Here is a 25,935-nt window from a genome sequence, read left to right on the forward strand (position 1 = left end):
GCCGTCGACGGTACGTACACCCCTTCCCCAAGCTCTCGACCTAGCTCGAGCAGGGGATGCCCTCACCGGTCCCCGACCCTCCCAGTGCCGGTGGGCGACGGCCGCGCATCACCTGCCCCGCCACTCGAAGGAGTGAACCCCGGAGGAGAGTTGGCGGGCAAGTTCCTCCGGCGCACTCACATGCCCTGCACGGCAGGCCGGTTGGACGTCTGCGGCGGGCAGTGGCAGTATTCGCCGCCACGCCTGGCCGGAGCACTGCATTCCCCCTCAAATCAGGCGCTTGACCTGCGCGTGCGCGCCGGTCCTGCAACTGATGCGACCCCTTCGCGAACCTTGTGAAGGGCTCGTGCAGACTGACCGGATGCGAACAGAGCTTGTTTCGGAGCCCGGTGTTCCGGCCCGCCCCAACGAGGACTTCGCAAGTGTCGGCCTGCCCGCCTCGGGACAGGGCGGCGCACTGGTGGTCCTGGACGGAGTGACCCCACCGCGGGGTGAGACGGGCTGTCTGCATTCCGTCTCCTGGTTCACCGCGCGGCTCGGTGGAGCGCTGACCGAACTGACCGTTTCACTCCCCGATGTTCCCCTGGCGGACGTGCTCGCCCGCGCCCTCACGCGTACCGCTGAGGCACACTCACAAACCTGTGACCTTTCTCACCCACGAACCCCACAGGCAACCGTGGTTCTGGCGCGCTGGTCGGCGGAGACGGTGGAGTACCTGGTGCTGTCGGACTCGGCTCTGCTGACGGAGTCCCCGGACGGCATCATCACGCCCTACCTGGACGACCGTCTGTCCCGCCTCCCGCGGGCGTCCCTGGCCACGGACGCCCTGATCGACGCTCATGTCCGCAACAAGGAGGGCGGCTTCTTCACGGCCGCGGCGGATCCGTCGGTCGCGGCACGGGCGGTGACCGGGGTGCTGCCGCGGGCCGACGTCCGGGCGGTGGCCGCGCTGACGGACGGTGCGACCAGATGGGTGGAGAAGTTCCGGGAGGGCGACTGGGAGGACCTGTTCCGGTTCATCCGGAAGGAGGGGGCGCGGGCGCTGGTGGACCGGGTGCGGGCGCTGGAGGTGGCCGACGCGGAGGAGCGGACGTATCTGCGGCGGAGCAAGACGCACGACGACGCGACGGTCGTGTACGTCGAGCTGTGAGCCGCCGGCTCCGGCATCCCCCTCCTCTTCCGCCGTTCCACCGGTTCTGCCGGTTCCGTCAGTTCCGCCGGTTCTGCCGGTTCTGCCGGTTACTTCTCCATCCCCACGTTGAGCTGGTTCAGCAGGCGGGCCAGCTCCGCCACCTCACGGCGGTCCCAGTGCGACAGCTGTTCGACATAGCGGGCGCGCCGGGCTTCGCGCACCTTGGCCACCCGCGACCGGCCCACCTCCGTGAGGTGCACCAGCCACGCCCGCCCGTCGGCCGGGTCCGGCTCGCGGGCGACCAGACCGAGGTCCTCCAGGGCGCGCAGCTGCCGGGACATGGTGGCCTTGCCCACGCCGATGTAGGCGGCGAGTTCGGTGGCCCGCTGGCGGCCGGCGTCGTCCAGACGGACCAACAGGCCGTACGCGGCGGACTCCAGGTCGGGGTGGACCTCGCGGGCCATCTCGCCCTGCTTGGCCCGCGCGCGCCGGAACAGGACCGTCAACTCGCGCTCCAGGTCGAGGAATTCGGGCTGGTCCAGACCACCACCGGACACTCCGGACTCGACTCGCGGCCCGTCACCGTTTCCGCCTTCGTGCACGTCAGCCCCTGCCTCGTTTTCCCGACCCTGAAAGTTTCTGCCAACCGCCGTCATCGCCGCAGCTCCGTCAGTATTTCGCAGGCGTAGACCAACGGCAGCCTCCGGACCCCCTTCCACCTGCTCTTCTCGCTGCCTAGCTTCTCTATCAGAACCGTGACTGACATGCCCACGCCACACATGCCCGCGGCGGACGGTCACGGACACGCGCGACTTCCCCACCGAGCGTCACCGAGCCTTCGGAGGCACGCTATGCCCGTGCACAGACCCGAACCGCTCCGCACCCGGCGCACCCATGCAGCCGGGGCGCTGCTCGCAGCCGTCCTGACCCTGACCCTCCTCATGCTGACCCCCTGGCCCGCCTCCGCGTCGGCCGACGACCCCCCGCCCCGTGGCTCCGCCTACATGGGCATGGGCGTCGCGGCCCATGACGGCGTGGACGGTTCCCCCGTCTCCGACCTGGCCGCCGAGATCGAAGGCGTCGACGTCTCCAGCCATCAGGGCAACGTCGCCTGGTCGACTCTGTGGAACAGCGGTGTCCGGTGGGCCTATGTGAAGGCCACCGAGGGGACCTACTACACCAACCCCTATTTCACCCAGCAGTACACCGGCTCCTACGACGTCGGAATGATCCGCGGCGCCTACCACTTCGCGACCCCCGACACCACCAATGGCGCAACCCAGGCGAACTATTTCGTCGACCACGGCGGCGGCTGGTCCCGCGACGGCAAGACCCTGCCGGGAGCCCTCGACATCGAGTGGAACCCGTACGGGAACGCCTGTTACGGCAAGACCCCCGCCGCGATGGTCACCTGGATCCGTGACTTCGTGAACCAGTACAAGGCCCGCACCGGCCGAGACCCCGTCATCTACACGGCGACGAGCTGGTGGAAGCAGTGCACCGGCAACTACAGCGGCTTCGCCACGGCCAACCCGCTGTGGGTCGCCCGGTACGCCGCCGCGGTGGGCGAACTGCCCGCGGGCTGGAGCTACTACACGATGTGGCAGTACACGTCCTCCGGCCCGACCGTCGGCGACCACAACAGATTCAACGGGGCGCTTGACCGGTTGCAGGCATTGGCCAACGGCTAGACCCCTCTGTCGCGGCGAAGGCCCGGGCCTCCCTCACGGGACCCGGGCCTTGCCTGTCCGGTCGCGTCCGTCACGCCGCGACCGGAACCTCGGGGGCCGCGGCGTCGGTGGCCGGCGCCAGGGCCAGTTCCAGGACCTGGCGGACGTCGGTCACGGCGTGGACGTCGAGCTTGTCCAGCACCTCGGCCGGGACGTCGTCCAGGTCGGGCTCGTTGCGCTTCGGGATCACGACCGTCGTGACGCCCGCGCGGTGCGCCGCGAGCAGCTTCTGCTTCACGCCGCCGATCGGGAGGACCCGGCCGGTCAGCGAGACCTCGCCCGTCATCGCCACGTCCGTGCGGACCAGACGGCCCGAGAGCAGCGACGCCAGTGCCGTCGTCATCGTGACGCCGGCGCTCGGACCGTCCTTCGGTACCGCGCCCGCCGGGAAGTGGATGTGCACGCCCCGGTCCTTGAGGTCGGCGACCGGCAGTTCCAGTTCGGCGCCGTGGGAGCGCAGGAAGGACAGGGCGATCTGTGCGCTCTCCTTCATGACGTCACCCAGCTGGCCCGTCAGGGTCAGCCCCGCCGCGCCCGTCTCCGGGTCGGCCAGCGACGCCTCCACGAACAGCACGTCACCACCCGCGCCGGTCACCGCGAGACCGGTCGCCACGCCGGGCACCGCGGTGCGGCGCTCCGCCGGGTCCTGGGCGGACTCGGGCACGTGGTGCGGCCGGCCGATCAGCCCGCGCAGATCGTCCTCGCCGATCGTGAACGGCAGCTTCCGGTCGCCCAGTTCGTGCTGTGCGGCCACCTTGCGCAGCAGCCGTGCGATCGAGCGCTCCAGGTTACGGACGCCCGCCTCGCGCGTGTACTCACCGGCGAGCCTGCGCAGGGCCTCGTCGCCGATGGCGACCTCGTCCTTGTTCAGGCCGGCCCGCTCCAGCTGGCGCGGGAGCAGGTGGTCACGGGCGATGACGATCTTCTCGTCCTCGGTGTAGCCGTCGAGGCGGACCAGTTCCATCCGGTCCAGGAGCGCCTCGGGGATCGCCTCCAGGACGTTCGCCGTCGCCAGGAACACCACGTCGCTCAGGTCGAGCTCGACCTCCAGGTAGTGGTCGCGGAACGTGTGGTTCTGAGCCGGGTCCAGGACCTCCAGGAGGGCCGCCGCGGGGTCGCCGCGGAAGTCCGAGCCGACCTTGTCGATCTCGTCGAGGAGGACGACCGGGTTCATCGAGCCGGCCTCCTTGATGGCCCGCACGATCCGGCCGGGCAGCGCGCCGACGTACGTACGCCGGTGGCCGCGGATCTCCGCCTCGTCCCGGACGCCGCCGAGGGCGACACGGACGAACTTGCGGCCCATGGCGTGCGCGACGGACTCGCCGAGCGAGGTCTTGCCGACGCCGGGCGGGCCGACCAGCGCCAGCACGGCACCGCCGCGCCGGCCGCCGACGACACCCAGGCCGCGGTCGCTGCGGCGCTTGCGCACCGCCAGGTACTCGGTGATCCGCTCCTTCACGTCCTCCAGGCCGGCGTGCTCGGCGTCCAGCACGCCCTTGGCGCCCTGGATGTCGTAGGCGTCCTCGGTCCGTTCGTTCCACGGCAGTTCGAGGACGGTGTCCAGCCAGGTGCGGATCCAGGAGCCCTCGGGGGACTGGTCGCTGGACCGCTCCAGCTTGTCGACCTCCTTCAGCGCCGCCTCGCGGACGTTCTCCGGCAGGTCGGCGGCCTCCACGCGGGCGCGGTAGTCGTCGGACTCCTCGCCGTCCTGTTCGCCGTTGAGCTCGCGCAGTTCCTTGCGGACCGCTTCCAGCTGACGGCGCAGCAGGAACTCGCGCTGCTGCTTGTCGACACCCTCCTGGACGTCCTTGGCGATGGTCTCGGCGACGTCCTGCTCGGCGAGGTGGTCGCGCAGCTGCTGGGTGGCGAGCTTGAGGCGGGCGACCGGGTCGGCGGTCTCCAGCAGCTCGATCTTCTGCTCGGTGCTCAGGAACGGCGAGTAGCCGGAGTTGTCGGCGAGCTGGGAGACGTCGTCGATGGCCTGCACACGGTCCACGACCTGCCAGGCGCCGCGCTTGCGCAGCCAGGCGGTGGCGAGGGCCTTGTACTCCTTCACCAGTTCGCCGACCTGTCCGGGCAGCGGCTCGGGCACGCTCTCGTCGATGCGTGTTCCCTCGACCCACAGGGCGGCACCCGGTCCGTTCGTCCCGGCGCCGATGCGCACCCGGCCGCGACCGCGGATCAGGGCGCCCGGGTCGCCGTCGGCCAGCCGGCCGACCTGTTCGACGGTGCCGAGCACACCGGTGCCCGGGTACGCCCCGTCGATGCGTGGCACCAGCAGCACCCGGGGCTTTCCGGGTGTGGAGCGGGCGGCGGCCTGGGCGGCCTCCACCGCGGCGCGTACATCGGCGTCGTTCAAGTCCAGAGGGACCACCATTCCGGGCAGCACTACCTCGTCGTCGAGCGGCAGCACGGGCAGGGTGAGCGAAGTGGACGTCGAAGCCATGATCTCCCCTTCGGCAGTCAAGTTGAGTTATGCCGACTCAATGCTTGGGGTGGCTCGAATGTTCCCCGGCCTGCGTTCGCTGTGAGCGATCACCTGCACCACAGGCCGTGACCTCGGCTTTTCTCTGTGAACACCGGACGGGGCCGATGGCTTCCGGGTACCCGGACGGGTCAGTCCCCGAAGGCCGTGCGCCAGCGCCGCACCACCGGCCACAGCCCGACCCCGATGGCCAGGGCGATCAGATGCCCCCAGTTGGTGAGCGGGTCGGTGAGGTTCAGCAGGTCCTGCAGCAGCATCGCGCCGAACAGCGCCGGCACGGACCATCGCAGCCATGGCCGCAGCAGCCCGGTCAGCGCGCCGACGCTCGTCGCGACACCGAAGCTGACGCCGTAGTCGAGGCGGTGCAGCGAGCTGTCGGGAAGGTGCCCGGCCAGCACCGCGAGTCCCACCGGCACCTCGGTCGCGAGGGTGGCAAGGATGTGCCCCAGCAGGAAGACGACGGCCGTGCGGGCCCCGCCGATCCGCCGCTCCAGCGCGGTGAGCACCAGCAGGAGACAGATCGTGTACGGCGCCACGATCCCGCCCGCGATCCACAGCGCACTGCCCAGCAGCACCGTCACGGGCGTGTGCACGAGGTGCGCCACGTCGGTGCTGGAGCCCTGGTGGAGGGCGTGGACCAAGGCGGGGTCGGCGTAAGCGGCGATCAGGGAGGTGACGGTCAGGACGACGGCGTAGCCGAAGGTGAACGGTGTGCCGGTGGGGGTGGGGAGGAGCCGCCAGGGCCGGACTGCGCGGGCTCGGGCTTGCGAAGCCGGAGCGGGTGCCGGTGCCGGTGCCGGTGCCGAGGAGGACACGGCGGGCGCGGCCACGGGTCCCCGCTGCTGCGGCATCCCGTCCAGCAGCCCCGCCACATCGGGCAGACCCGCGTCACCGGCACGGTCGGCCGCATCCGCGGCCACAGTCCGTTCCACGCCGAGGCGCCCCTTCCGTTTCCCCTTCAGCGTCGGCCCGCCTCGCCCCCATGTCTGTGACCGCCGCCACACGCCAGCCGATTCTCAGCAACCTCTCAACAAGCGGGCGATCAGGCCCCGGACCTGGTGTGCGTCAACCTGAAGCACACCCGCCGCGGGTACGGGCTCACCCTCTGAGGTAATTCCCCCGGCCGGCCCAAGGGAGCTGCGAGGATGGCCGGATGCCCACTGCGCACGACATCCCCGAAGTCCTGGACCGCCGCGAGGGCCCGCACGGCGAGATCGTGCTGCGGCGGCACGGCGAACTGCTCCAGATCATCGCCAACGGCTGCTTCCTGATGGACACCTCCGACGGGCGTTCGGAGCGGCTGCTGGTCGACGCCGCGCTCGCCGCGCTGGAGGGCCGGCCTGGGCCGCATCTGCTGATCGGCGGCCTCGGCGTCGGCTTCTCGCTCGCACACGCCGCCGCCGATCCCCGCCCGGGACGGATCACCGTCGTCGAGCGCGAGAGCGCGATTATCGGCTGGCATCTCGACGGGCCCTTGGCCGACTTCTCCGCCCGCGCCGTCACCGACGCGCGCACCGAGATTCTGGAAACGGATCTCGTGACGTACGTACATGAGACTTCCGACACGTATGACGCACTGTGTCTCGACATCGACAACGGCCCCGGATGGACCGTCACCGAAGGCAACGAAAGTCTCTACTCACCGGGTGGACTCGCCGCCTGCGCACGGGTGTTGAGGCCGGGTGGGGTACTCGCGGTATGGTCCGCACAGCCCTCTCCGGAATTCGAAGAAACCTTGCGTAATGCCGGATTCCAACAGGTGCGTACCGAAGAGATCCCCGTTGCCCGGGGCGTTCCGGACGTCGTACACCTCGCCGTACGACCTGGATAGCCGTGGCGCGGTGACTCCCCGTACTCTGCTTCCCTGACGCGGATCATTCAAGCGTCAATCGCAAGCATGAGCAGGCATAGCCAGTCAGCGGGATCACCCCACGGATTCCGGAAAGCAACTTTGGGGCGGGCGATGGAGCAGACACACACCTCCCACAACGGCACGGCGGCGACCCCGGGCGCTCAGCGCCGGGTCCTCGTGGTCGAGGACGATCCGACCATCGTGGACGCCATCGCGGCCCGCCTGCGTGCCGAGGGATTCCTCGTGCAGACGGCCGGTGACGGTCCGGCGGCGGTCGACACGGCCGAGGCATGGCAGCCCGACCTGCTGATCCTCGACATCATGCTGCCGGGCTTCGACGGTCTGGAGGTCTGCCGTCGCGTGCAGGCCCAGCGGCCGGTGCCGGTGATGATGCTGACCGCGCGCGACGACGAGACCGACATGCTGGTCGGGCTCGGCGTGGGCGCCGACGACTACATGACCAAGCCGTTCTCGATGCGGGAGCTCGCGGCGCGCGTGCACGTGCTGCTGCGCCGCGTCGAGCGGGCCGCGCTGGCCGCCACGACCCCGCGGTCGGGCATCCTGCGGCTCGGCGAGCTGGAGATCGACCACGCGCAGCGGCGCGTGCGGGTGCGCAGTGAGGACGTCCACCTCACGCCGACCGAGTTCGACCTGCTGGTGTGCCTGGCGAACACGCCGCGCGCGGTCCTCTCGCGCGAGCAGCTGCTCGCCGAGGTGTGGGACTGGGCCGACGCCTCCGGCACCCGGACGGTCGACAGCCACATCAAGGCGCTCCGCCGGAAGATCGGCGCCGAGCGGATCCGCACGGTGCACGGCGTGGGCTACGCCCTGGAGACACCGACGCCATGAGCGACGGGCCGGCCGCGCGGAGAGGCCCCGGGGAGCCCTGGGGCGGCGTCAGTCCGTTCTCGATCAAGACCAAGCTGGGCGCTCTGGTCGTCATCGCGGTGCTGATCACCACAGGTCTGTCGATGATCGCGGTGCGCACCCAGACGGAGCTCCGGTTCATCACGGTCTTCTCGATGATCGCCACACTGCTCATTACGCAGTTCGTGGCCCATTCGCTCACCGCGCCGCTGGACGAGATGAACACGGTGGCCCGGTCCATCTCGCAGGGCGACTACACCCGCCGGGTGAAGGAGAACCGCCGGGACGAGCTGGGCGACCTGGCCGAGACGATCAATCTGATGGCCGACGAGCTGGAGGCCCAGGACCAGCAGCGCAAGGAGCTGGTGGCGAACGTCTCGCACGAGCTGCGCACCCCCATCGCGGGCCTGCGGGCCGTCCTGGAGAACGTCGTCGACGGCATCGCCGAGGCCGACCCCGAGACGATGCGCACGGCCCTGAAGCAGACCGAGCGCCTCGGCCGGCTCGTGGAGACCCTGCTGGACCTGTCCCGCCTGGACAACGGCGTCGTACCGCTGCGCATGCGGCGCTTCGAGGTCTGGCCGTACCTCTCCGGCGTGCTGAAGGAGGCCAACATGGTCGTCTCCGCGCGCGGCGGCATGGCTTCCGGCTCAGGCAGCCACACCCGTACGGACGTCCATCTGCACCTCGACGTCTCCCCGCCGGAGCTGACCGCGCACGCCGATCCCGAGCGCATCCACCAGGTCGTCGCCAATCTCATCGACAACGCGATAAAGCACAGCCCGCCGCACGGCCGCGTGACGGTCAAGGCGCGCCGCGGGCCGCTCCCGGAGTCGCTGGAGCTGGAGGTCCTGGACGAGGGTCCCGGCATCCCGAAGTCGGAGTGGCACAAGGTCTTCGAACGCTTCAACCGGGGCGCCGTGCGCCGACCGCACGGGCCGGGCAGCGACGGCGGCACGGGGCTCGGCCTTGCCATCGCCCGCTGGGCCGTGGATCTGCACGGGGGCCGGATCGGCGTGGCCGAATCCGATCGGGGCTGCCGGATTCTTGTCACACTTCCAGGGCAGCCTTCCGTTCAAAGTTGACGTAAAGTTCGAAGCGGAGTCTCAAGATCCATGTCGTCCTGACTGACGGACACGTGTGATCAGGTCCAGACCTGCGCTTTCGGTGCGCCGGGTCCGGGTACCCCCATCCCTGTTGAAGCGGAACCTCGCTTGTTTCCCGCCATTTCCGGGCCCGAAACACGCTTTCTGATGTGACTTACGCGACGATGACCTTGCTCGACCTGACCTTCCCGGCCAGGGAGGCGTAGCCTTTATTCCCGCTGTCCATCACCTTGTGAGAAGCGGAAGAGGGCGGTTGCCGCCGTGTCGCCACAGTCCCCCAGTAACTCGAGCATCTCGACCGACACCGACCAAGCGGGCAAGAACCCCGCGGCCGCGTTCGGACCGAACGAGTGGCTCGTCGACGAGATCTATCAGCAGTACCTCCAGGACCCGAATTCGGTAGACCGAGCCTGGTGGGACTTCTTCGCCGACTACAAGCCGGGAGCTGGTGCCCCGGCTGCGGCGGGCACTGCGGCCGCGGGGGCCGCAGAGACCTCCACGGCCCCCAAGCCCGCGCCCGCCGCCCAGGCTGCTCCGACGGCCCCGTCGGTGCCCGCGCCGGCCCCCGCGGCCGCGCAGCCCGCGCCCGCCGCCCAGGCCCCGGCCGCTCCCGCGGCTCCGGCGAAGCCCGCCGCGCCCGCCCCGGCCGCGAAGCCCGCCCAGCCGAAGGCCGCGCCCGCCGCCTCCGCCGCGGGCCCCGAGCTCGTCACCCTGCGCGGCCCGGCCGCCGCGGTCGCGAAGAACATGAACGCCTCGCTGGAGGTGCCCACGGCCACGTCCGTGCGCGCGGTCCCGGTGAAGCTGCTGTTCGACAACCGCATCGTCATCAACAACCACCTGAAGCGCGCCCGGGGCGGGAAGATCTCCTTCACGCACCTGATCGGCTACGCGATGGTGCAGGCCATCAAGGCCATGCCGTCGATGAACTACTCCTTCGCGGAGAAGGACGGCAAGCCGACTCTGGTCAAGCCGGAGCACATCAACTTCGGCCTCGCCATCGACCTGGTCAAGCCCAACGGCGACCGCCAGCTCGTGGTCGCGGGCATCAAGAAGGCCGAGACCCTGAACTTCTTCGAGTTCTGGCAGGCCTACGAGGACATCGTCCGCCGCGCCCGTGACGGCAAGCTGGGCATGGACGACTTCACCGGTGTGACGGTCTCCCTGACCAACCCCGGCGGCCTCGGCACCGTCCACTCCGTGCCGCGCCTCATGCCCGGCCAGTCGGTGATCATGGGCGTCGGCTCCATGGACTACCCGGCGGAGTTCCAGGGCACCTCCCAGGACACCCTGAACAAGCTCGGCATCTCCAAGGTCATGACGCTCACGTCGACCTACGACCACCGGGTCATCCAGGGCGCCGCCTCCGGCGAGTTCCTGCGGATCGTCGCGAACCTCCTGCTCGGCGAGAACAACTTCTACGACGAGATCTTCGAGGCGCTGCGCATCCCCTACGAGCCGGTCCGCTGGCTCAAGGACATCGACGCGTCGCACGACGACGACGTGACGAAGGCCGCCCGCGTCTTCGAGCTGATCCACTCCTACCGGGTCCGCGGCCACGTCATGGCCGACACCGACCCGCTGGAGTACCGCCAGCGCAAGCACCCCGACCTCGACATCACCGAGCACGGCCTCACCCTGTGGGACCTGGAGCGCGAGTTCGCGGTCGGCGGCTTCTCCGGCAAGTCCCTGATGAAGCTGCGCGACATCCTCGGCGTGCTGCGCGACTCGTACTGCCGCACCACCGGCATCGAGTTCATGCACATCCAGGACCCCAAGCAGCGCAAGTGGATCCAGGACCGCATCGAGCGCCCGCACTCCAAGCCGGAGCGCGAGGAGCAGCTGCGCATCCTGCGCCGGCTGAACGCGGCGGAGGCCTTCGAGACCTTCCTGCAGACGAAGTACGTCGGCCAGAAGCGCTTCAGCCTGGAGGGCGGCGAGTCCGTCATCCCGCTGCTTGACGCGGTCCTGGACTCGGCCGCCGAGTCCCGCCTGGACGAGGTCGTCATCGGCATGGCCCACCGCGGCCGCCTGAACGTGCTGGCCAACATCGTCGGCAAGTCGTACGCCCAGATCTTCCGCGAGTTCGAGGGCAACCTCGACCCGAAGTCGATGCACGGCTCCGGCGACGTGAAGTACCACCTGGGCGCCGAGGGCACCTTCACCGGCCTCGACGGCGAGCAGATCACGGTCTCGCTGGCCGCCAACCCGTCCCACCTGGAGACGGTCGACCCGGTCATCGAGGGCATCGCCCGCGCCAAGCAGGACATCATCAACAAGGGCGGCACGGACTTCACCGTCCTGCCGGTCGCCCTGCACGGTGACGCGGCCTTCGCGGGCCAGGGCGTGGTGGCCGAGACCCTGAACATGTCGCAGCTGCGCGGCTACCGCACCGGCGGCACGGTCCACATCGTCATCAACAACCAGGTCGGCTTCACGGCGGCTCCCGAGTCGTCGCGCTCCTCGATGTACGCCACCGACGTGGCCCGCATGATCGAGGCGCCGATCTTCCACGTGAACGGCGACGACCCCGAGGCGGTCGTCCGCGTTGCCCGTCTGGCCTTCGAGTTCCGCCAGGCGTTCAACAAGGACGTCGTGATCGACCTCATCTGCTACCGCCGCCGCGGTCACAACGAGTCGGACAACCCGGCCTTCACCCAACCGCTGATGTACGACCTGATCGACAAGAAGCGCTCGGTGCGCAAGCTCTACACCGAGTCCCTCATCGGTCGCGGCGACATCACCCTTGAAGAGGCCGAGCAGGCGCTGCAGGACTACCAGGGCCAGCTGGAGAAGGTCTTCACCGAGGTCCGCGAGGCCGTCACGGCCCAGCCTGCCGCGGGACCGATCTCGGACCCGCAGGCGGAGTTCCCGGTCGCCGTGAACACCGCGATCTCCGCGGAGGTCGTCAAGCGGATCGCCGAGTCCCAGGTCAACATCCCCGACACCTTCCACGTCCACCCGCGTCTGCTGCCGCAGCTGCAGCGCCGGGCGACGATGGTCGAGGACGGCACGATCGACTGGGGCATGGGCGAGACCCTGGCCGTCGGCTCCCTGCTCCTTGAGGGCACCCCGGTCCGTCTGTCGGGCCAGGACTCCCAGCGCGGCACGTTCGGCCAGCGCCACGCGGTCCTCATCAACCGCGAGACGGGCGAGGAGTACACCCCGCTCCAGTACCTCAACGAGGACCAGGCGCGCTACAACGTCTACAACTCCCTCCTCTCCGAGTACGCGGTCATGGGCTTCGAGTACGGCTACTCGCTGGCCCGTCCCGACGCGCTCGTGATGTGGGAGGCGCAGTTCGGCGACTTCGTCAACGGCGCGCAGACGGTGGTCGACGAGTACATCTCGGCGGCCGAGCAGAAGTGGGGCCAGACGTCCGGCGTCACCCTGCTCCTCCCGCACGGCTACGAGGGCCAGGGCCCGGACCACTCCTCGGCCCGTGTCGAGCGCTTCCTCCAGCTGTGCGCCCAGAACAACATGACGGTCGCGATGCCGACCCTGCCGTCGAACTACTTCCACCTCCTGCGGTGGCAGGTGCACAACCCGCACCACAAGCCGCTGGTGGTCTTCACCCCGAAGTCGATGCTGCGTCTGAAGGCCGCCGCGTCGAAGACGGAGGAGTTCACGTCGGGTCAGTTCCGTCCGGTCATCGGCGACTCCACGGTCGACGCGGCAGCGGTCCGCAAGGTCGTCTTCGTGGCGGGCAAGCTGTACTACGACCTGGAGGCCGAGCGTCAGAAGCGCGGCGTCACGGACACGGCGATCATCCGCATCGAGCGCCTGTACCCGCTGCCGGGTGCCGAGCTCCAGGCGGAGATCAAGAAGTACCCGAACGCCGAGAAGTACCTGTGGGCCCAGGAGGAGCCGGCGAACCAGGGTGCCTGGCCGTTCATCGCGCTCAACCTGATCGACCACCTGGACCTGGCGGTCGGCGCCGACATCCCGCACGACGAGCGTCTGCGCCGCATCTCGCGCCCGCACGGCTCGTCCCCGGCCGTCGGCTCCGCCAAGCGGCACCAGGCCGAGCAGGAGCAACTGGTGCGTGAGGTGTTCGAGGCGTAAGCCTCCGGCGGTTCACCGACACTCAGGGCCCGGTGCCGAGTTTCCTGCTCGGTACCGGGCCCTTCGGCCTACTCGTGGGGGCAGTGGCGCCGTCGGCTGATCAGATGGGCTGGGGCTCGAAGTCCCAGTACGGCCGGTGCCGTTCGAGGATGGTGCGGGTGTGCGGGTGGTCGGCGCCGAGGAGAGAGGTCAGCCGGGCGACGGCGTCCTGGTGCAGCGTCCCGGCTTCCGCGTGTTCTCCCAGTTCGCTCAGGTCCAGTGCCAGTCCGGCCCGCAGGCTGATGGTCAGGACGTGCGCGTCGCCCAGGACGCGGGCCGAGCGCTCCGCGGTCTCCCGGCCCAGGGCGGCCGCTTCGTCGGCGTCGCCCACGGCGGCCAGGGCCGCGATCTCGTTCTTGGCGCAGCCGAGGGTCCACGGATGTTCCTTGCCGACGGCCCGCCGCATCTGGCGCGCGGTCCGCCGGGACAGCTCCAGCGCCGCCCGGTGCTCGCCCATGTCCCGCATCACGGTGGCGACGTTGTCCCGCGCGCCGATCGCGTACGGGTGATGCTCGCCGAGTTGGGCGGCGTAGTGGGTGGCGGTGGCCTCCGCCAGGTCCCTGGCCTCCTCGGTGCGCTCCAGGTCGCGCAGCAGCATCGCGTAGTCGCAGGAGACCATCAGGGTCTCCGGGTGCAGGGGGCCGCGACGGCGGATCAGCTTCTCCCGGACGCCTCTGAGCATGGCGTGTGCGAACTGCAGGTCGCCGACGCGGCGGGCACACAGTGCGAGGTTGTGCTCGGCGAGCAGGGTCTGGCTGTGGGTGCGGTCCAGGACCTGGCTGTGCACCCGGGAGTTGTGGCCCTGGATGGCCAGCGCCTCACGGTAGCTGCCGAGCAGACGCAGCATCCAGGCGGAGCGCAGCGCCGAGTTGAGGGTGAGGGCATCGCGTCCGCCGAGTACCTCCACCCGGGCCTCGAAGACTTTGCGGTGCAGGGCGAGCGACTCGGCGTAGCGGCCCTGGAGGCCGACAGCGACGGCGAGGTTGCTGCGGATGGCCAGGGTGCGCGGCACCTGCTCGCCGCCGAGTTCCGCGGCGGCGCTCGCGGCGGCCTCCTCGAACAGGGCGCGGGCCTGCGGGTACCGGCCGAGCGCCATGAGGGTGCCGCCGAGACCGTCCTTGGCGCGGATCACCTCGATCGGCCGTGCGTGCTCGGCCCGGTCGAGCCGCCCGAGGATCTCCCGGCCGACGGTCTCCGCCTCCGCGTACTTGCCCAGTCTGCGCAGCATGTTGGCGAGTTGGTGGACGGCGACGAGCACCGAGCGGTCGGTGTCGCCGGAGGTCGCCCGCCAGCGCTCCACGGCCATCCGGCTGAGCCACCAGCCGTCGTGGTACTCGCCCCGCATCCGCAGGTACTCGATGCAGTTGAGGACGAGCTCCCGGGCGTCGTCGTCGGACGACTCGAGGGCACCGGACGGTTCGAGGTGCGGGATGAGGGCGGCGTAGCGAGCCCAGTTGCCGGGCGAGGAGGAGTCGCGCGGGTCGGCGGAGACGAGGACCTTGCGGGCCGCGGCCGAGTAGCGCCGGGCGTCCGCGGGCGACTGGATGGACCGTACGAAGCGGTGGAAGAGGCGGTGCATGCGCAGTGTGCCGACGGTCTGGGTGTCCATCCGCGGCCCGGCCTCGTACTCGATCCGCATGGAGGTGATCTCGGACAGCCGGCGCAGCGCGGTGTTCCAGCTGCTGGGCTCGGCGATCAGCTCGGCCAGTTCGGCGGGCAGGTCGCCGTGCCGCGAGGTCTGCAGCAGCCGCACCGGCACCACGTCGTGCGAGAAGCAGACGAGCAGGTTGAGCAGCTGCCAGGCAGGCTCCGAGCCGTCGCGCAGGGTGTTGACGAGTTTTGCCCAGGCGACCTCGAAGCTTTCCGGGTACTGGCCGGAGGCCATGACGCCGAACCGGTCGGGGCGGCCGTCGAGGATGTCCCGGATGTAGTCGTCGACCGGCACGGTCGGGTTGATGTCCAGCCAGGCGGCGGTCTGGTCGAGCAGCAGGGGCATGTCCTCCACCGCCTCGGCGAGACGCGCGGCCTGCGCGTCGCTGAGGCGTGCCGTGCGCAGCTCGGCGAAGGCGACGCTCTCGCGGCGTTCGAAGACCGGTACGGCGATGTTCTCGGCGTGGGCGCCCCACTCGCTGCGGTGGGTGGTGACGAGGACGTGGCCGCGTCCTTCGGGCAGCAGGTCGATCAGCCGCTCCGGATCGCCGGCGCCGTCCAGGACGAGCAGCCAGGGCCGTCTGGTGCGGTCGAGTTCCCGGCGTACGGCCGTGATGGTGGAGGCGAGGTCTCCGGAGTCCCGCAGGTCCAGGGCGGGCGCGAGGTCGCCGAACTGCTGGCGGGCGGTGACGCGTTGGGCGGCGCTGACCCACCAGACGATGTCGTACTCGCCGGCGAACCGGTGGACGTACTCCAGGGCCAGCTGGGTCTTGCCGAAGCCGCCGGGGCCGAGCAGGGCCACGGCGGCGCCGTCGGCCCCCGCGGCGGAGAAGGCGCCGTAGACCTTCTCCAGCAGTTCGGTACGGCCGATGAAGCGGCGGTTGCGGCGCGGGACCTGCCAGACCTCCGGCGGGTCGTCGGGGAACCGGGGGCCGCGGCGCAGGTCGATCAGTGTGCCCGGGGCGGGAATGCCCGCGCACTCCAGGACCCGGGTGCGCGCCACTTCGGGTCGCAGGCCCCGCAGCTCGACGGGGGCCAGGGCGATGACGGCCTCGGGCATGGGCCGGGCGGTGATGCTCACGGCGGCGATGCGGTCCTCGTAGGCCGGCAGGACCTGGCGCAGGGCCTCGGCCCAGGCCTGGAAGCGCTCGTTGCCCAGGCGCTCGTGCCAGTCGTCGATCACCAGCAGGACGCGGCCCGGCGCGCTCAGCAGGTCGGTGAACGCCTCGGCGGTCGGCGGTCGGCGCAGCGGGTTCCACCTGATCAGCGTGGTGCCGCGTCCCGCTGCCCGGATCTGATGGTCGATCCACTTGGCCCAGGACTCGCTCTGTCCGGCGAAGACCACCGTGACATGTCCGAGTTCCGTCGCCATCTCGCCGTTTCCCCGCCGTTCCGCCTCGACTGAACCTGGTCACGAGTGTGCACAGGTTATTCAATTGTGCGTCAAATCGGCTCCAGAGGTGCTGAGTTGAGCGTTGTTCCGGTCATCGAAGCCAACGGGCCGTGCGCTCCAGCCGGTGGGCGATGTGCCGGACGAGCCGCTCCAGATCGGCGCAGTAGACACTGGGATGCCGGAATCCGGTCCCGGGAGCGTACCGGTGGACGTAGTTCCCGCCTCCGCAGACCTTTCCCACCGGGCAGCGCACACACTCCTCGGCCAGCGCCCGCTCCCCCAGCTGCCGCGCGGCGACGCCGGGATGGCGCAGGGCGTGGTCGAAGGGGTTGCGGAAGACGTCCAGCCCGGTCTCCGAGGCGCCCGCGTACGCCGACCTGAGCGAGTCGACCTGTTCGATGCCGCCGTCCGTCTCGACCACGACGGCGGCCATCGGCGACAGCCCCACGGCCTCGGCCCTGCTGGGCGCGCCGAGGAGCAGCCCGGCGATCTCCTGGAACAGCCGCACGCGCGTGGTGAGTCGCGCCGCGTCCCACCAGCTGTCGAAGACGGCGGCGAGCCAGTCGCCGTAGGGGGTGGGGCGGGGGCGGTGCCGTCCCGGGGGCTGCGGCTCGAGCCCTGTGGGCGGCCGGCCCCAGTTGGCGTGCGGGAGGAGGAAGTCCACGCCGGGCGGGCGCAGTTCGAGCAGCGAGTGGTAGAGGTCCAGGGGGTCGGTGGCCAGGTCGATCGTGCACAGGATGCCGGCGTACGCCTCAGGTCGCGCCGCGAGCCGCTCGGCCGCCGCGCGGGCGGCGGGCCAGGCGGGGCGTCCGGCGTGGTCGATCCGACGGGCGTTGTGCGCGGCCCGCCCGCCGTCGAGGCTGAGGCCGACCCGGAGCCCCGCGCCGGCCAGGCGGTCGAGGGCCGCCGCGGTGAGGCGGGTTCCGTTGGTCTGGACGGTGGCGGTGACCCGGCAGCCCGCGGGGACGGCCTCCCGGACGGCTCGGGTGTAGGCGAGGACCGGCTCGGGTCCGGTGAGCAGAGGTTCGCCGCCGTGGAGTTCGATGCGGACGGCGTCGAGGCCGTGGGTGCGCACGTGCTCGGCGATACGGTCCGCGGCGCGCCGCATGGTGCGCTCGGAGGTGCGGGCCGGGCGGTCGCGCCAGCCGTGGTCGGGGCCCTGGTAGAGGTAGCAGTAGGTGCAGTCGAGGTTGCAGCGGCCGTGCACCTTGAGCACGAACTGCCGGAAGGGCACCGGCCGATGGGCGGCAGTGTCGAGGAGGTCGTGCGGCCAGGGTGGGTGAGGGTGCGTCGTCATGGCGCGTCCTCGTAGTGGGCGACGACGGTGGGCTCCTCCTCGCGGCTGCGGAGTTCGGCGAGGATCGCGGCCAGTACCGGGTGGTCGGTATGGGTGTGTGGGCCGATCTCCGGGAGGGGTATCGGGGTGTCGTCGGTGGGAAGGGTCACTCGTCGGCCGTTTCGGGGGACAGTCGGGAGAGGTGCGAGCGCAGGAGCCGGACGCGATCGCGGTCGTCGGTCAGCCGGAGGGCGCGGACGTAGTCGGCGTGAGCCGTCCTGGGCCTGCCTTGCGCCTCCCGTGCCTGGCCGCGTCTGACGAGGGCCGCGGAGACCAACTCGTCGTCACCCGCCTCCTCGGCGAACTCGACGGCCTGGTTGCACAGGTCGATCGCCGTCTGCAGATGGGCGATCGCCTCCGTCCGCTCGTACAGAAGCCGGGACACGGATCCGCGGCTGATCAGGCTCAGCGCGATGAGCGCCGGGTTCTCGGTGCCGCGAACCGCCTCGGCGAACAGCCAGTCGGCCTCGTACAGGTCCGTCAGCACACCGGTCAGGAGGTAGCGCCTCTGGTAGGCGTGTCCCAGGCTCCGGCGCAGTCCCACGAGGCGGGGATCGTCAGGCGGGCACTCGTCCACCGCTCGGCGCAGATGGTCGATGCTCCTGGCGATGTCCTCGCCCTCGCCCCGCAGACCGAACCGGACGTGCAGCGCCAGGCCGAGATCGGTCAGCACGTCGGGCCGCCGGGGGTCGTCCTCACCGAGCAGCTCAACGGCCCGCTCCCACGCCTCCACGGCACGGTTCAGCTCGGCCGGTGCTCCGGACTGATCGTGACGGTCTCGGTAGATCCTCCCGGCCCGCACCAGGCACTCGAGCCTGAGCTCCGCGTCGTCGCCCGCGGCCCGGTGCGCCTGCTGCACCGCGTACAACAGCAGGCTCTCCTCGCGCTCCGGCTGCGGGATCTCCACGGCGGTCGCCACGTCCAGCCAGATCCGGCAGCGCTCCGCGGCCGGCAGCGCGGTCTCGTCCCGGACCGCCTCCATGAGGTCCTCGGCGGCGCTCGCGGCCGCATCGGCGGCGACCACGGAGTGCTGCTCGTGCCGCCTGGCCAGATCGAGCCAGAGCCGCCCGCGGGCGGCCAGGGCGAGCGGGGAGCCGGACAGCTGGATCCACGCACTCGCCGCGTCGACGGCCCGCCACAGGTGGAGAACCTGCCAGTCCCCGGATTCGAGGCCGGCGTCGTCCTCACCCCGGGCGCCCGGCCCCGCCATCGCCACGGCCCGCCGCACACCGGCCGACGCCTCCGCGGCCACCCTCCGATGCGCCAGCGCCTCGGCATCCGTGTCCGTGTCGTCCAGTACGGCGGTGAGGTTCTCGTCGGCCAGATACAGCAGCACGGCGGCCGCGTGCTCCTCGGCCCGCCCCGGCTGCCGCAGCGCCCACTCCCGCAGGGTCTCCGGGATGCCGTCGAAGTGGACTCCGCCGCCCCGCACCTCCTGGACCTGCGCCCAGCACACCAGCCCGAGAACCAGCCGCCCGCGCGCTATGGGCGCCCGGCGGTCGATCGCCTCCCAGGCCTGGAGCAGGTCCTCGCCGACCCGCCGGACCCGCCACCGGGTGAGCAGCGCATGGGCCAGCTCCGCGCAGGCGGCGGCCCGCCCCCCGTCCGTCCGGGCGACCGTCACCGCCCGCCGGAGCAGCTCGACCGCGGCGTCGAGTTCCCGGGTGAGCCCTTCACCGTTGAACCGGGCGAAGGCCTGCCGCCCCAGAGCGAACAGCTCCGACGCGCTGTGCTCCGACCCCACCGCCACCGCCGGCAGCCGTGCCCCGAGGTCCCGCAGCACCTCCGCCGACACCTCGGCGAACGCCCGCAGCCCGGCCGGTTCCCGCTCCGCCGAACCGGTCAGCGGTGCCGCGTCCGCCCGGGGCGGTACCGCGCCCCGCAGAAAGGCCCCGGCCAGGGCGGGGAAGTTGCGGGCGCTGCGCCCGAACTTGCGCTCCACGTACTCCGAGCAGTGCTTGAACAGCAGCTCCACGTCGTCGACCGACAGCCGGGAGCGCAGCTCGGTGGCCACGCCCGGCAGGAAGTCGTAGCGGACGGCCCGCGGATCGTCGGCGTCCTCCCGACGCCGCAGCAGTCCGCTGAGCAGCACCTCGGACAGGACGTCAGGCCCGCTGCCGGCCAGCATGGCGTGCTGAACGAGCTGCATCACCGGCAGATAGAGCGGCACCGCGGACAGATACACCGCCAGCCGGCGGGCCTGGGAGGACGCCGGGCGCCAGAACGCGCGGACGCGCTCCGCACCGCTGCGTTCCTGCGTGGCACGCACCGGCGCCGCGGAAGCGGGATGGTCGGGCCGCACCCAGCCCGCCGCGGCGGACAGCGACTGCCCCGTGGCGCCGGACACCAGCCGCGCCCAGCCCTCCACCGAGTCCCGGCGCAGCGCGAGCACGGGGACGGGCAGCGCACCGGCCTCCACGGGCCCCTTCTCCGGACGGAACCCGAGCGATCCGGCGGGGCCTTCGCGCCGGTGCAGCATTCCCCGCCGGGCCGGCAGATGGGTGCGCAGCCACATGCGCTGCGGCAGCGGCTGTACGACGGCCACGGGCGCCGTGGCGGCCCAGCGGTGCAGCAGCCGCTGCACCAGGCCGCTGCGCCACATGGGCCCGGCGCAGTCGCTGAGGACCAGGGTGACGCGCCGCCCGGTGGGGTCGCTGAGCTGTTCCGGTGCGTGGAGCGCGGTCGTGGGCTCCGGTGTGGCGGCGCAGCCGGGCCTGCCGTCGTGCCCTTCGTGCAGATAGCGCACCTGCACCTCACGGAAGGCACCGGCGCGGGCGCAGACCTGGCGCAGTTCGTCCAGGGCCTGTTGCCAGACGACCGTCGAGGTGGAGACGTCCATCAGGAGCAGCAGGCGGGCCTCGCGGCGCCTGTCGGTACGCAGGACGGGCAGGACCAGCCCGGACTCGGCGGCGCGTTCGGCGGTGGCCCGCTCGTCCAGGGTGCGCGGCACCGGCCGTACGGGCGCGCGGTAGCGCTGCAGGGGCCGTAAGCCGCGTTGCAGGGCGAGGGGTTCGGGCAGTGCGGGTGCGGCGGGGACGCGGACCGGGGTCATCCGGGTGCCGGTGCCGTCGCCGCCCGGACCGGGTGCGAACAGACGGGCGCCGTCCGGCTGCCGGGGCTCGTCGTCCTCGTCGGGCAGCCGCAGGGCCTGCGCCGGGTGCGGGTGCGGCGTGCCGGGATACTCGGGCGGTTCCGGCGAGGGGTCGAGGGGGGCCGGGTCGGTCCTGCCGGGCCGGTCGGGCGCCGGCAGCCAGCGGGCCAGCCACAGCGCGTCCGCGAGTTCCTCCACCCCGGGTGGGATGCCCGCGTCCCGCATACGCGCGACCAGCGACGTGAGCACGGGGCTCACGCCGTCGGCGGGGGTGCCGGGAGCGCGGTGGGCCATCGGCTATCGCGGTCCCCGGTCGAGGGGCTGCATCAGCAGGTCCGAGATCTCCTCGCGCCGCTGGCCGGCGTCCCGTGCGGCGTGCTGGGCGAGGAAGATGGCGTTGAGCAGCTGGTCGGTGGGGCGCAGCGCACCGTCGGCCTCGGCCTGGGTGAACTGGTCGACGAGGTCGTGGTTGGCGTCGTAGGCGCCCGGTCCGAAGTGCGCCTGGACGAGGGCGGCGAGGCGTTCGTCGCGCGGGGCCTTCAGGTCGAGCGGGATGCAGCGGCGCAGCAGCGCGGCCGGGAACTCGCGCTCCCGGTTGCTGGTCATGATGACGAACGGGAAGGCCCGGCAGCGGACCTGACCGCCCGTCACCGTCACCCGGCGGCCGTCGTCGGTCAGGACCCGCACCTGGGGCGTCCGGTCGGCGATCCGCTCCAGTTCGGGGATGGCGAACCGGCCTTCCTCCAGCACGTTCAGCAGGTCGTTCGGCAGGTCGATGTCGCTCTTGTCCAGCTCGTCGATGAGCAGCACCCGGGGCTTGGCGGCGGGGAGCAGGGCGGTGCCGAGCGGGCCGAGCTTGATGTACCGGCCGATGTCCTCGGCCGCGGCCTCGCCGGGCAGCTGGGCGTCCTGCAGGCGGCCGATCGCGTCGTAGGTGTAGAGGCCGTCGCGCAGTTCGCTGCGGCTGACGATCGGCCACTCCAGGACACGGCCGAGGTCGAGTTCGTAGGCGACGGAGTGGGCGAGTGTCGACTTGCCGACACCCGGTTCGCCGGTGACGAGCAGCGGGCGCCTGAGATACAGGGCTGCGTTGACGAGTTCGAGGGCGTCAGGGTCCTGGACCGGCAGCGGGACGGTGCGCTCGCCGAGCCTGCGGTGGGTGGAGGAGTCGAGCTCCGGGACCTCGTAGTCGACGGGCTCCGCGTCGAACTCCCGCCAGGGCGGCGGGTCCGGCAGCTCGGCGATCCTGGCCGGATCCGGCTCTCCGATCCCCCGGTAGATGAACCATTCGCTCACGGCGTGCTCCTCGTCGACGGGCGGTGGTAGTCCACGTCCTGGCCGACGGGAGCGTCGTGCGCCCGCAACGGGCCCCTGGGAACATACCCGGAACAGCCCTGGTAAACAGGCGGTTTCGGCCAGTCCCCAAGGGTGGTCACAGCGGCGCGTCCACCGGATCGGTCTCCTCGGCGGGCAAGGGCCGGCGCGGGTCGTCGTACAGCAGGGCGAGGGGTTCGGCCCAGGCGCTGCCGGGGCGCTGTTCGCTGATGTCCTGCCGTACGTGCCGCAACCGGTCGGGGAGTTCGGCGAGCGAGCCCAGCGTCTCCAGGAACTTCTCCAGGCGCGCGTGCAGCGTGTCGCACTCGGGCGGACAGGCTCCCCGCTCCGGGTGCGGGCCGATGTGCCACAGCGCGACGGCGTGCCCGCCGCCCAGCGCGCGCTTCATGGCGACCCGCCCGGGGCCCAGTCCGGCCGGGCGGCACATCACGGGGATACGGTCGCGCTCCGCGTCGCGGTAGCCGACGGCGTCCACGGCACCCGGCGGCGGCATGCGCCAGCCCTGGAAGCGCCGCTCGCCCGTCATGTGCCGCCAGCGGTCGAGCCAGAGATTGTCCGGATCTCCCCGGCGCTCGAGGGAGCGCAGCACCAGGCGGCGGCGCGCGCCGAGGTGTCCCGGGTCGGTCAGCGCCGCGATGTCGTCGAAGCGCCAGCGGTGCACGGCGGTGTCGAAGTGCTCGGTGGGCAGGGCGACCTCGAGGGGCACGGGATGCCCTTCGCGGTCCTTGGAGGCCAGCAGTGAGCCCAGGGGGATGCGCAGTGCCTGGACGAGTTCGTCGGGCCGGCAACCGTGTACCGAGCCGTCCGTCTCGTGGACCTCGGGCAGGCCGTCACCGTCGTGGTACCAGATCTGCCAGAAGAACCGGACGGGCTGCGAGCCGATCACCGGGTCGAGCAGCAGGGCCACCACCGGGCCCTCTCCGGGGCCGGGGTAGGAGATCACGATCCGCTCCGGGGCGGCGTCCGCGGGGAGCGGTCGCAGTTCGTCGGGGAGGGCAACGTCCCGGACCAGGGCGTGCAGCGGGCGGCGGGTGTCGTCACGCAGCCGTCGGCCGATCCATTCGGCGAGGAGCGGACTGCCGGCGCCGCGGGCGCGGGCGTGTGCCTCGACGAGCCGGAGGTAGCGCAGGAAGGTGAGCGGGTCCAGCGGGGTGGTGCCTTCGTAGAGCAGGCCGTGGCCGTCGCGCCAGGTCCGCAGTTCCGGGGTGCCGCCGGCCCACTGGCTGCCGCTGCGCGCGTGCTTGGCCATGAGGCGGACGGTGGGCTCGTCGGGCGGGGGCGGCAGCGTGGCCAGCAGTTCCAGCGCCCTGCGGCGGTCGCGAGGCGTCCACGCCGGGCTCTGGCCGGCGGGCGGACCGTGCTGGAGATCGATCCAGTTGTCACCGCTCTCCGACATCGGCTCCTCGCCGTGCCAGCGGTCGTGGGCCGCCATGACCGTCCGGTACGTCTCCCCGAAACGGCGCAGCGCGGCGATCGCGACCGCTTTGCCGCCGTCCTGCTCCCTGCGCCGCGACTTGACCAGGCCGACGACGGCTCCCGTCTCGGGGTCGAGCAGCGGGCCGCCCGACATACCGTTGGGGAAGTCGATGTCAGGCTTGATGATCAGCCCGTACGTGTCCTCGTGGCCGTTGATCTCGGCGTCCACCATGCGGAAGCGGGCCTCGGGCGGCCCGGGGAAGTATCCGCAGGCCTTGAGGGCGCCGGAGTGGCGGGCGGCGCGGTCCGTGAGCCACACGCACTCGTGGGGGTGGTCGTCGGGCTCGCCGGTCAGCCGTACCAGGGCCAGGTCCTCGGCCAGCGGGACCGTGGAGCGGCGCGGGTCGGTGATCAGCCACCCCTCGAGCCGGGCCTCGGCGTCCACGGTCTCGCCGCGCACCCGGAACACGGCCTTGCGGTCCGTCGTGAGGTGGGGGCGCAGTACATGGGCGGCGGTCAGGACCCAGCCGGGCGCGACGAAGAAGCCGCTGCCCCACAGCGGACTGTCCTTGTCACCGGTGGGGAGCAGATGGACGGTGGCGGCGCGGACGAGTTCGAAGAGGCGGTCGTTGCGCTCACTCATGCGCCACGCTCTCGTCGGCCTCCCCCGCGGGCCCGCGGTCGAACTGCCAGGTGAGCGTGACCTGCAGGGACGCCTTGACCTCACCCCGGGCGAGCACGGCGACCGCCACGCCCTCCTTGGCGGTCAGCTCGACGCCGAAGGTGATGGCGGCCTCGTTCGGCTTGGCTTCCCGGGCCGCTTGCAGGACGGTGTGGCCGACGCCCTTGATCAGCTCCTGGAGCTGCTCGACCTTCGCCGCGGCGGCCTCGGTGAAGCCGACGTCCTCCTGGTCGTCCCAGCCGTCGGCGGCACCGATCCGGGCGGTGATCACCGTGCCGTCCGGCAGTTCGAGATCCTGGATGTGCGTCATGCCGCTCCCCCCGCAGAGCCCGTGCCGTCCGGCCAACCGGCCCGGGACGGCGTCCACTTGAACTGCGACGAGGCTAGTGCCAAGGCCGGTTGCAGGACTACTCGTCGTCCTCGTCGTCGAGCCGTGCCAGCCAAGTCGCCAGCCGCTCCACCGGCACCTCGAAGTCGGGGTTGAGATCGACGAACGTCCGCAGCTGCTCGGCGAGCCACTCGAAGGTGACCTCCTCCTCGCCGCGCCGCTTTGCCAGTTCCTCGATGCCACGGTCGGTGAAGTACAACTCTTCGCTCCTGATACGGACGGGACATACCGGGATACGGCCGGGAAAGCCCGGGCGACCCTCCCCCTCAGGGTATGTCGTACCGTCCCGCGTCCGCCCCGGTGCCGGTCACGCGGGTACGCGGCACGCGGCACGCGGGGGCGTACGCCGTCCTGGCCTGGAACCCCGGCACCCGCGCCACACGCCCGGCCTCAGTCGCGCGGCTGTCTGAGCGCGTACGCCAGCCCCAGCAGCCCGTGCCCCAGCAGCAGCGCACCGGCCGCCGTCCAGCCGCCGCGGCGACGTCGTAGGCCCCAGGCCGTCAGGGGCAGGCCGAGCGCGATCTGGGCCAGGGCGAGGGCCCGGATCTGTGTGCCGCCGACCGCTGGGAAAAGGGCGGCGAGGCTGCGGCCCTCGACGACGTCGAGTTCCGCGCGGAAGGCGTCGCGCCAGCCCGACCACTCGATCAGGCGGATGTGCGACTGGTCGCGGGCGGCGGCCTGGAGCGCGTCGGCGCTCTCTCCGGGGGCGAGGCCGGCGGGCAGGGTGACGCCCGCGCGCGCGAGGACGGCGAGCAGACCACGCATGCGTGCCCGCGCGTCGGCCGCGGTGTCGGGGCGGGTCAGCGCGTCGAGGGACTGCACGTCCAGGACCGGATCGAGGCCGAGGCGGGCGGCGAAGGTGTGCATGGCCTCGTCCATGCCGGCGGGTGTGCCGTTGGCGAGCCAGACGTAGCCGACGGGGCGGCGGAAGCCCGAGGCGAGGGTGTAGCCGGCGCGGTCGGCGTCCCACCAGAGCGCGAGGACCGGCCAGGGCGCCCCGACGGCGAGGGCGGTGGCCCAGCCGGTGAGGACGCGGTCGACCGGCTCGTCGCCGTCCAGCCAGGGCCCGCCCTCCGGGATGAGCACACTCCACTCCCGGCCGGCCGGGGCGAGCAGCATGTCCTCGCGCAGCAGCCGGGCGACGGGGGCGACGGACTCGGGTCCGGCGCGGCAGATCAGCAGGGCGCCGGGGGTGGGGCGGGCCCGGCTGGCGGACCGGGACTGTTCCGTCGACATGACAACACGCTAGGCCGCTTTGTCCACCTCGCGTGATTTGTGATCACCAGAACGAGTGCCTTGACTTTCGACGTCCGCGATATATCGTGATTACTGGAAGACGCGATATGGCGTGTGTCGTGGTTCGTCGTGCGC

The 25,935-nt window shown here is 71.6% G+C and carries 18 protein-coding genes; 6 read left to right on the forward strand and 12 right to left on the reverse strand.

Features of this window, described 5'->3' with window-relative positions:
* Nucleotides 1-361: 361 nt before the first annotated feature.
* Nucleotides 362-1,150 (forward strand): protein phosphatase 2C domain-containing protein, encoded by a 789-nt coding sequence (locus tag ACFPQ9_RS00705; protein ID WP_380844740.1) that lies wholly within the window; start codon nucleotides 362-364, stop codon nucleotides 1,148-1,150.
* Nucleotides 1,151-1,239: 89 nt separating this feature from the next.
* On the opposite strand, the gene ACFPQ9_RS00710 is transcribed toward ACFPQ9_RS00705, so the two are convergent.
* Entirely contained in the window at nucleotides 1,240-1,734 is a 495-nt protein-coding gene (locus ACFPQ9_RS00710) for a MarR family winged helix-turn-helix transcriptional regulator (RefSeq protein WP_380844743.1), read from the reverse strand.
* 249 nt (nucleotides 1,735-1,983) lie between these two features.
* Here ACFPQ9_RS00710 and ACFPQ9_RS00715 point away from each other — a divergent pair, with 249 nt between their 5' ends.
* Nucleotides 1,984-2,823, forward strand: coding sequence for a lysozyme (locus ACFPQ9_RS00715; protein WP_380844746.1), 840 nt, complete (start codon nucleotides 1,984-1,986; stop codon nucleotides 2,821-2,823).
* Between the two features lie 70 nt (nucleotides 2,824-2,893).
* Here ACFPQ9_RS00715 and lon read toward each other — a convergent pair whose 3' ends face one another.
* Nucleotides 2,894-5,308 carry an endopeptidase La gene (gene lon, locus ACFPQ9_RS00720; RefSeq protein WP_380844749.1) on the reverse strand — a complete coding sequence of 805 codons (2,415 nt, stop codon included), beginning with the start codon at nucleotides 5,306-5,308 and terminating at the stop codon, nucleotides 2,894-2,896.
* Between the two features lie 170 nt (nucleotides 5,309-5,478).
* Nucleotides 5,479-6,279 (reverse strand): rhomboid-like protein, encoded by an 801-nt coding sequence (locus ACFPQ9_RS00725; RefSeq protein WP_380844752.1) that lies wholly within the window; start codon nucleotides 6,277-6,279, stop codon nucleotides 5,479-5,481.
* Nucleotides 6,280-6,500: 221 nt separating this feature from the next.
* Here ACFPQ9_RS00725 and ACFPQ9_RS00730 point away from each other — a divergent pair, with 221 nt between their 5' ends.
* From ACFPQ9_RS00730 to ACFPQ9_RS00745, 4 genes are all read left to right on the forward strand, one after another.
* Nucleotides 6,501-7,178: a spermidine synthase family protein gene (locus ACFPQ9_RS00730; protein ID WP_380844755.1), complete on the forward strand. Its 678-nt coding sequence runs from the start codon at nucleotides 6,501-6,503 to the stop codon at nucleotides 7,176-7,178.
* 132 nt (nucleotides 7,179-7,310) lie between these two features.
* On the forward strand, nucleotides 7,311-8,048 hold the full coding sequence (locus tag ACFPQ9_RS00735; RefSeq protein WP_030956984.1) for a response regulator transcription factor: 738 nt from the start codon (nucleotides 7,311-7,313) through the stop codon (nucleotides 8,046-8,048).
* Nucleotides 8,045-9,151: a HAMP domain-containing sensor histidine kinase gene (locus tag ACFPQ9_RS00740; protein ID WP_380844759.1), complete on the forward strand. Its 1,107-nt coding sequence runs from the start codon at nucleotides 8,045-8,047 to the stop codon at nucleotides 9,149-9,151. The genes ACFPQ9_RS00735 and ACFPQ9_RS00740 overlap by 4 nt, the downstream gene beginning before the upstream one ends.
* A gap of 282 nt (nucleotides 9,152-9,433) precedes the next feature.
* The gene (locus ACFPQ9_RS00745) at nucleotides 9,434-13,234 is read left to right on the forward strand and encodes a multifunctional oxoglutarate decarboxylase/oxoglutarate dehydrogenase thiamine pyrophosphate-binding subunit/dihydrolipoyllysine-residue succinyltransferase subunit (protein WP_380844762.1); all 3,801 of its coding nucleotides are present in this window, start codon (nucleotides 9,434-9,436) and stop codon (nucleotides 13,232-13,234) included.
* 100 nt (nucleotides 13,235-13,334) lie between these two features.
* Here ACFPQ9_RS00745 and fxsT read toward each other — a convergent pair whose 3' ends face one another.
* The 9 genes from fxsT to ACFPQ9_RS00790 all read right to left on the reverse strand — a co-directional run bounded on the left by fxsT (nucleotide 13,335) and on the right by ACFPQ9_RS00790 (nucleotide 25,800).
* Complete coding sequence (fxsT, locus tag ACFPQ9_RS00750; RefSeq protein ID WP_380844765.1) at nucleotides 13,335-16,295, reverse strand: FxSxx-COOH system tetratricopeptide repeat protein; 2,961 nt, start codon at nucleotides 16,293-16,295, stop codon at nucleotides 13,335-13,337.
* Nucleotides 16,296-16,407: 112 nt separating this feature from the next.
* Nucleotides 16,408-17,613, reverse strand: coding sequence for an FxsB family cyclophane-forming radical SAM/SPASM peptide maturase (locus ACFPQ9_RS00755; RefSeq protein ID WP_380844768.1), 1,206 nt, complete (start codon nucleotides 17,611-17,613; stop codon nucleotides 16,408-16,410).
* Nucleotides 17,610-17,762, reverse strand: a complete 153-nt coding sequence (locus ACFPQ9_RS00760) for a hypothetical protein (RefSeq protein ID WP_380844771.1) — start codon at nucleotides 17,760-17,762, stop codon at nucleotides 17,610-17,612. The genes ACFPQ9_RS00755 and ACFPQ9_RS00760 overlap by 4 nt, the downstream gene beginning before the upstream one ends.
* On the reverse strand, nucleotides 17,759-21,037 hold the full coding sequence (locus ACFPQ9_RS00765; RefSeq protein WP_380844774.1) for an SAV_2336 N-terminal domain-related protein: 3,279 nt from the start codon (nucleotides 21,035-21,037) through the stop codon (nucleotides 17,759-17,761). Before ACFPQ9_RS00765 ends, ACFPQ9_RS00760 begins: the two co-directional genes overlap by 4 nt.
* A 3-nt stretch (nucleotides 21,038-21,040) precedes the next feature.
* Nucleotides 21,041-22,039: an AAA family ATPase gene (locus tag ACFPQ9_RS00770; protein ID WP_380844777.1), complete on the reverse strand. Its 999-nt coding sequence runs from the start codon at nucleotides 22,037-22,039 to the stop codon at nucleotides 21,041-21,043.
* A gap of 136 nt (nucleotides 22,040-22,175) precedes the next feature.
* Nucleotides 22,176-24,137, reverse strand: coding sequence for a VMAP-C domain-containing protein (locus ACFPQ9_RS00775; protein WP_380844779.1), 1,962 nt, complete (start codon nucleotides 24,135-24,137; stop codon nucleotides 22,176-22,178).
* On the reverse strand, nucleotides 24,130-24,486 hold the full coding sequence (locus ACFPQ9_RS00780; RefSeq protein WP_380844782.1) for a CU044_2847 family protein: 357 nt from the start codon (nucleotides 24,484-24,486) through the stop codon (nucleotides 24,130-24,132). Before ACFPQ9_RS00780 ends, ACFPQ9_RS00775 begins: the two co-directional genes overlap by 8 nt.
* A gap of 97 nt (nucleotides 24,487-24,583) precedes the next feature.
* A complete protein-coding gene (locus ACFPQ9_RS00785; protein ID WP_147993681.1) occupies nucleotides 24,584-24,763 on the reverse strand; it encodes a DUF6104 family protein in 180 nt (59 codons plus the stop codon).
* Between the two features lie 191 nt (nucleotides 24,764-24,954).
* The gene (locus ACFPQ9_RS00790; RefSeq protein WP_380844786.1) at nucleotides 24,955-25,800 is read right to left on the reverse strand and encodes a hypothetical protein; all 846 of its coding nucleotides are present in this window, start codon (nucleotides 25,798-25,800) and stop codon (nucleotides 24,955-24,957) included.
* Nucleotides 25,801-25,935: the final 135 nt, after the last annotated feature.

Source organism: Streptomyces coerulescens (assembly GCF_042657965.1).
Lineage (GTDB): Bacteria > Actinomycetota > Actinomycetes > Streptomycetales > Streptomycetaceae > Streptomyces > Streptomyces coerulescens.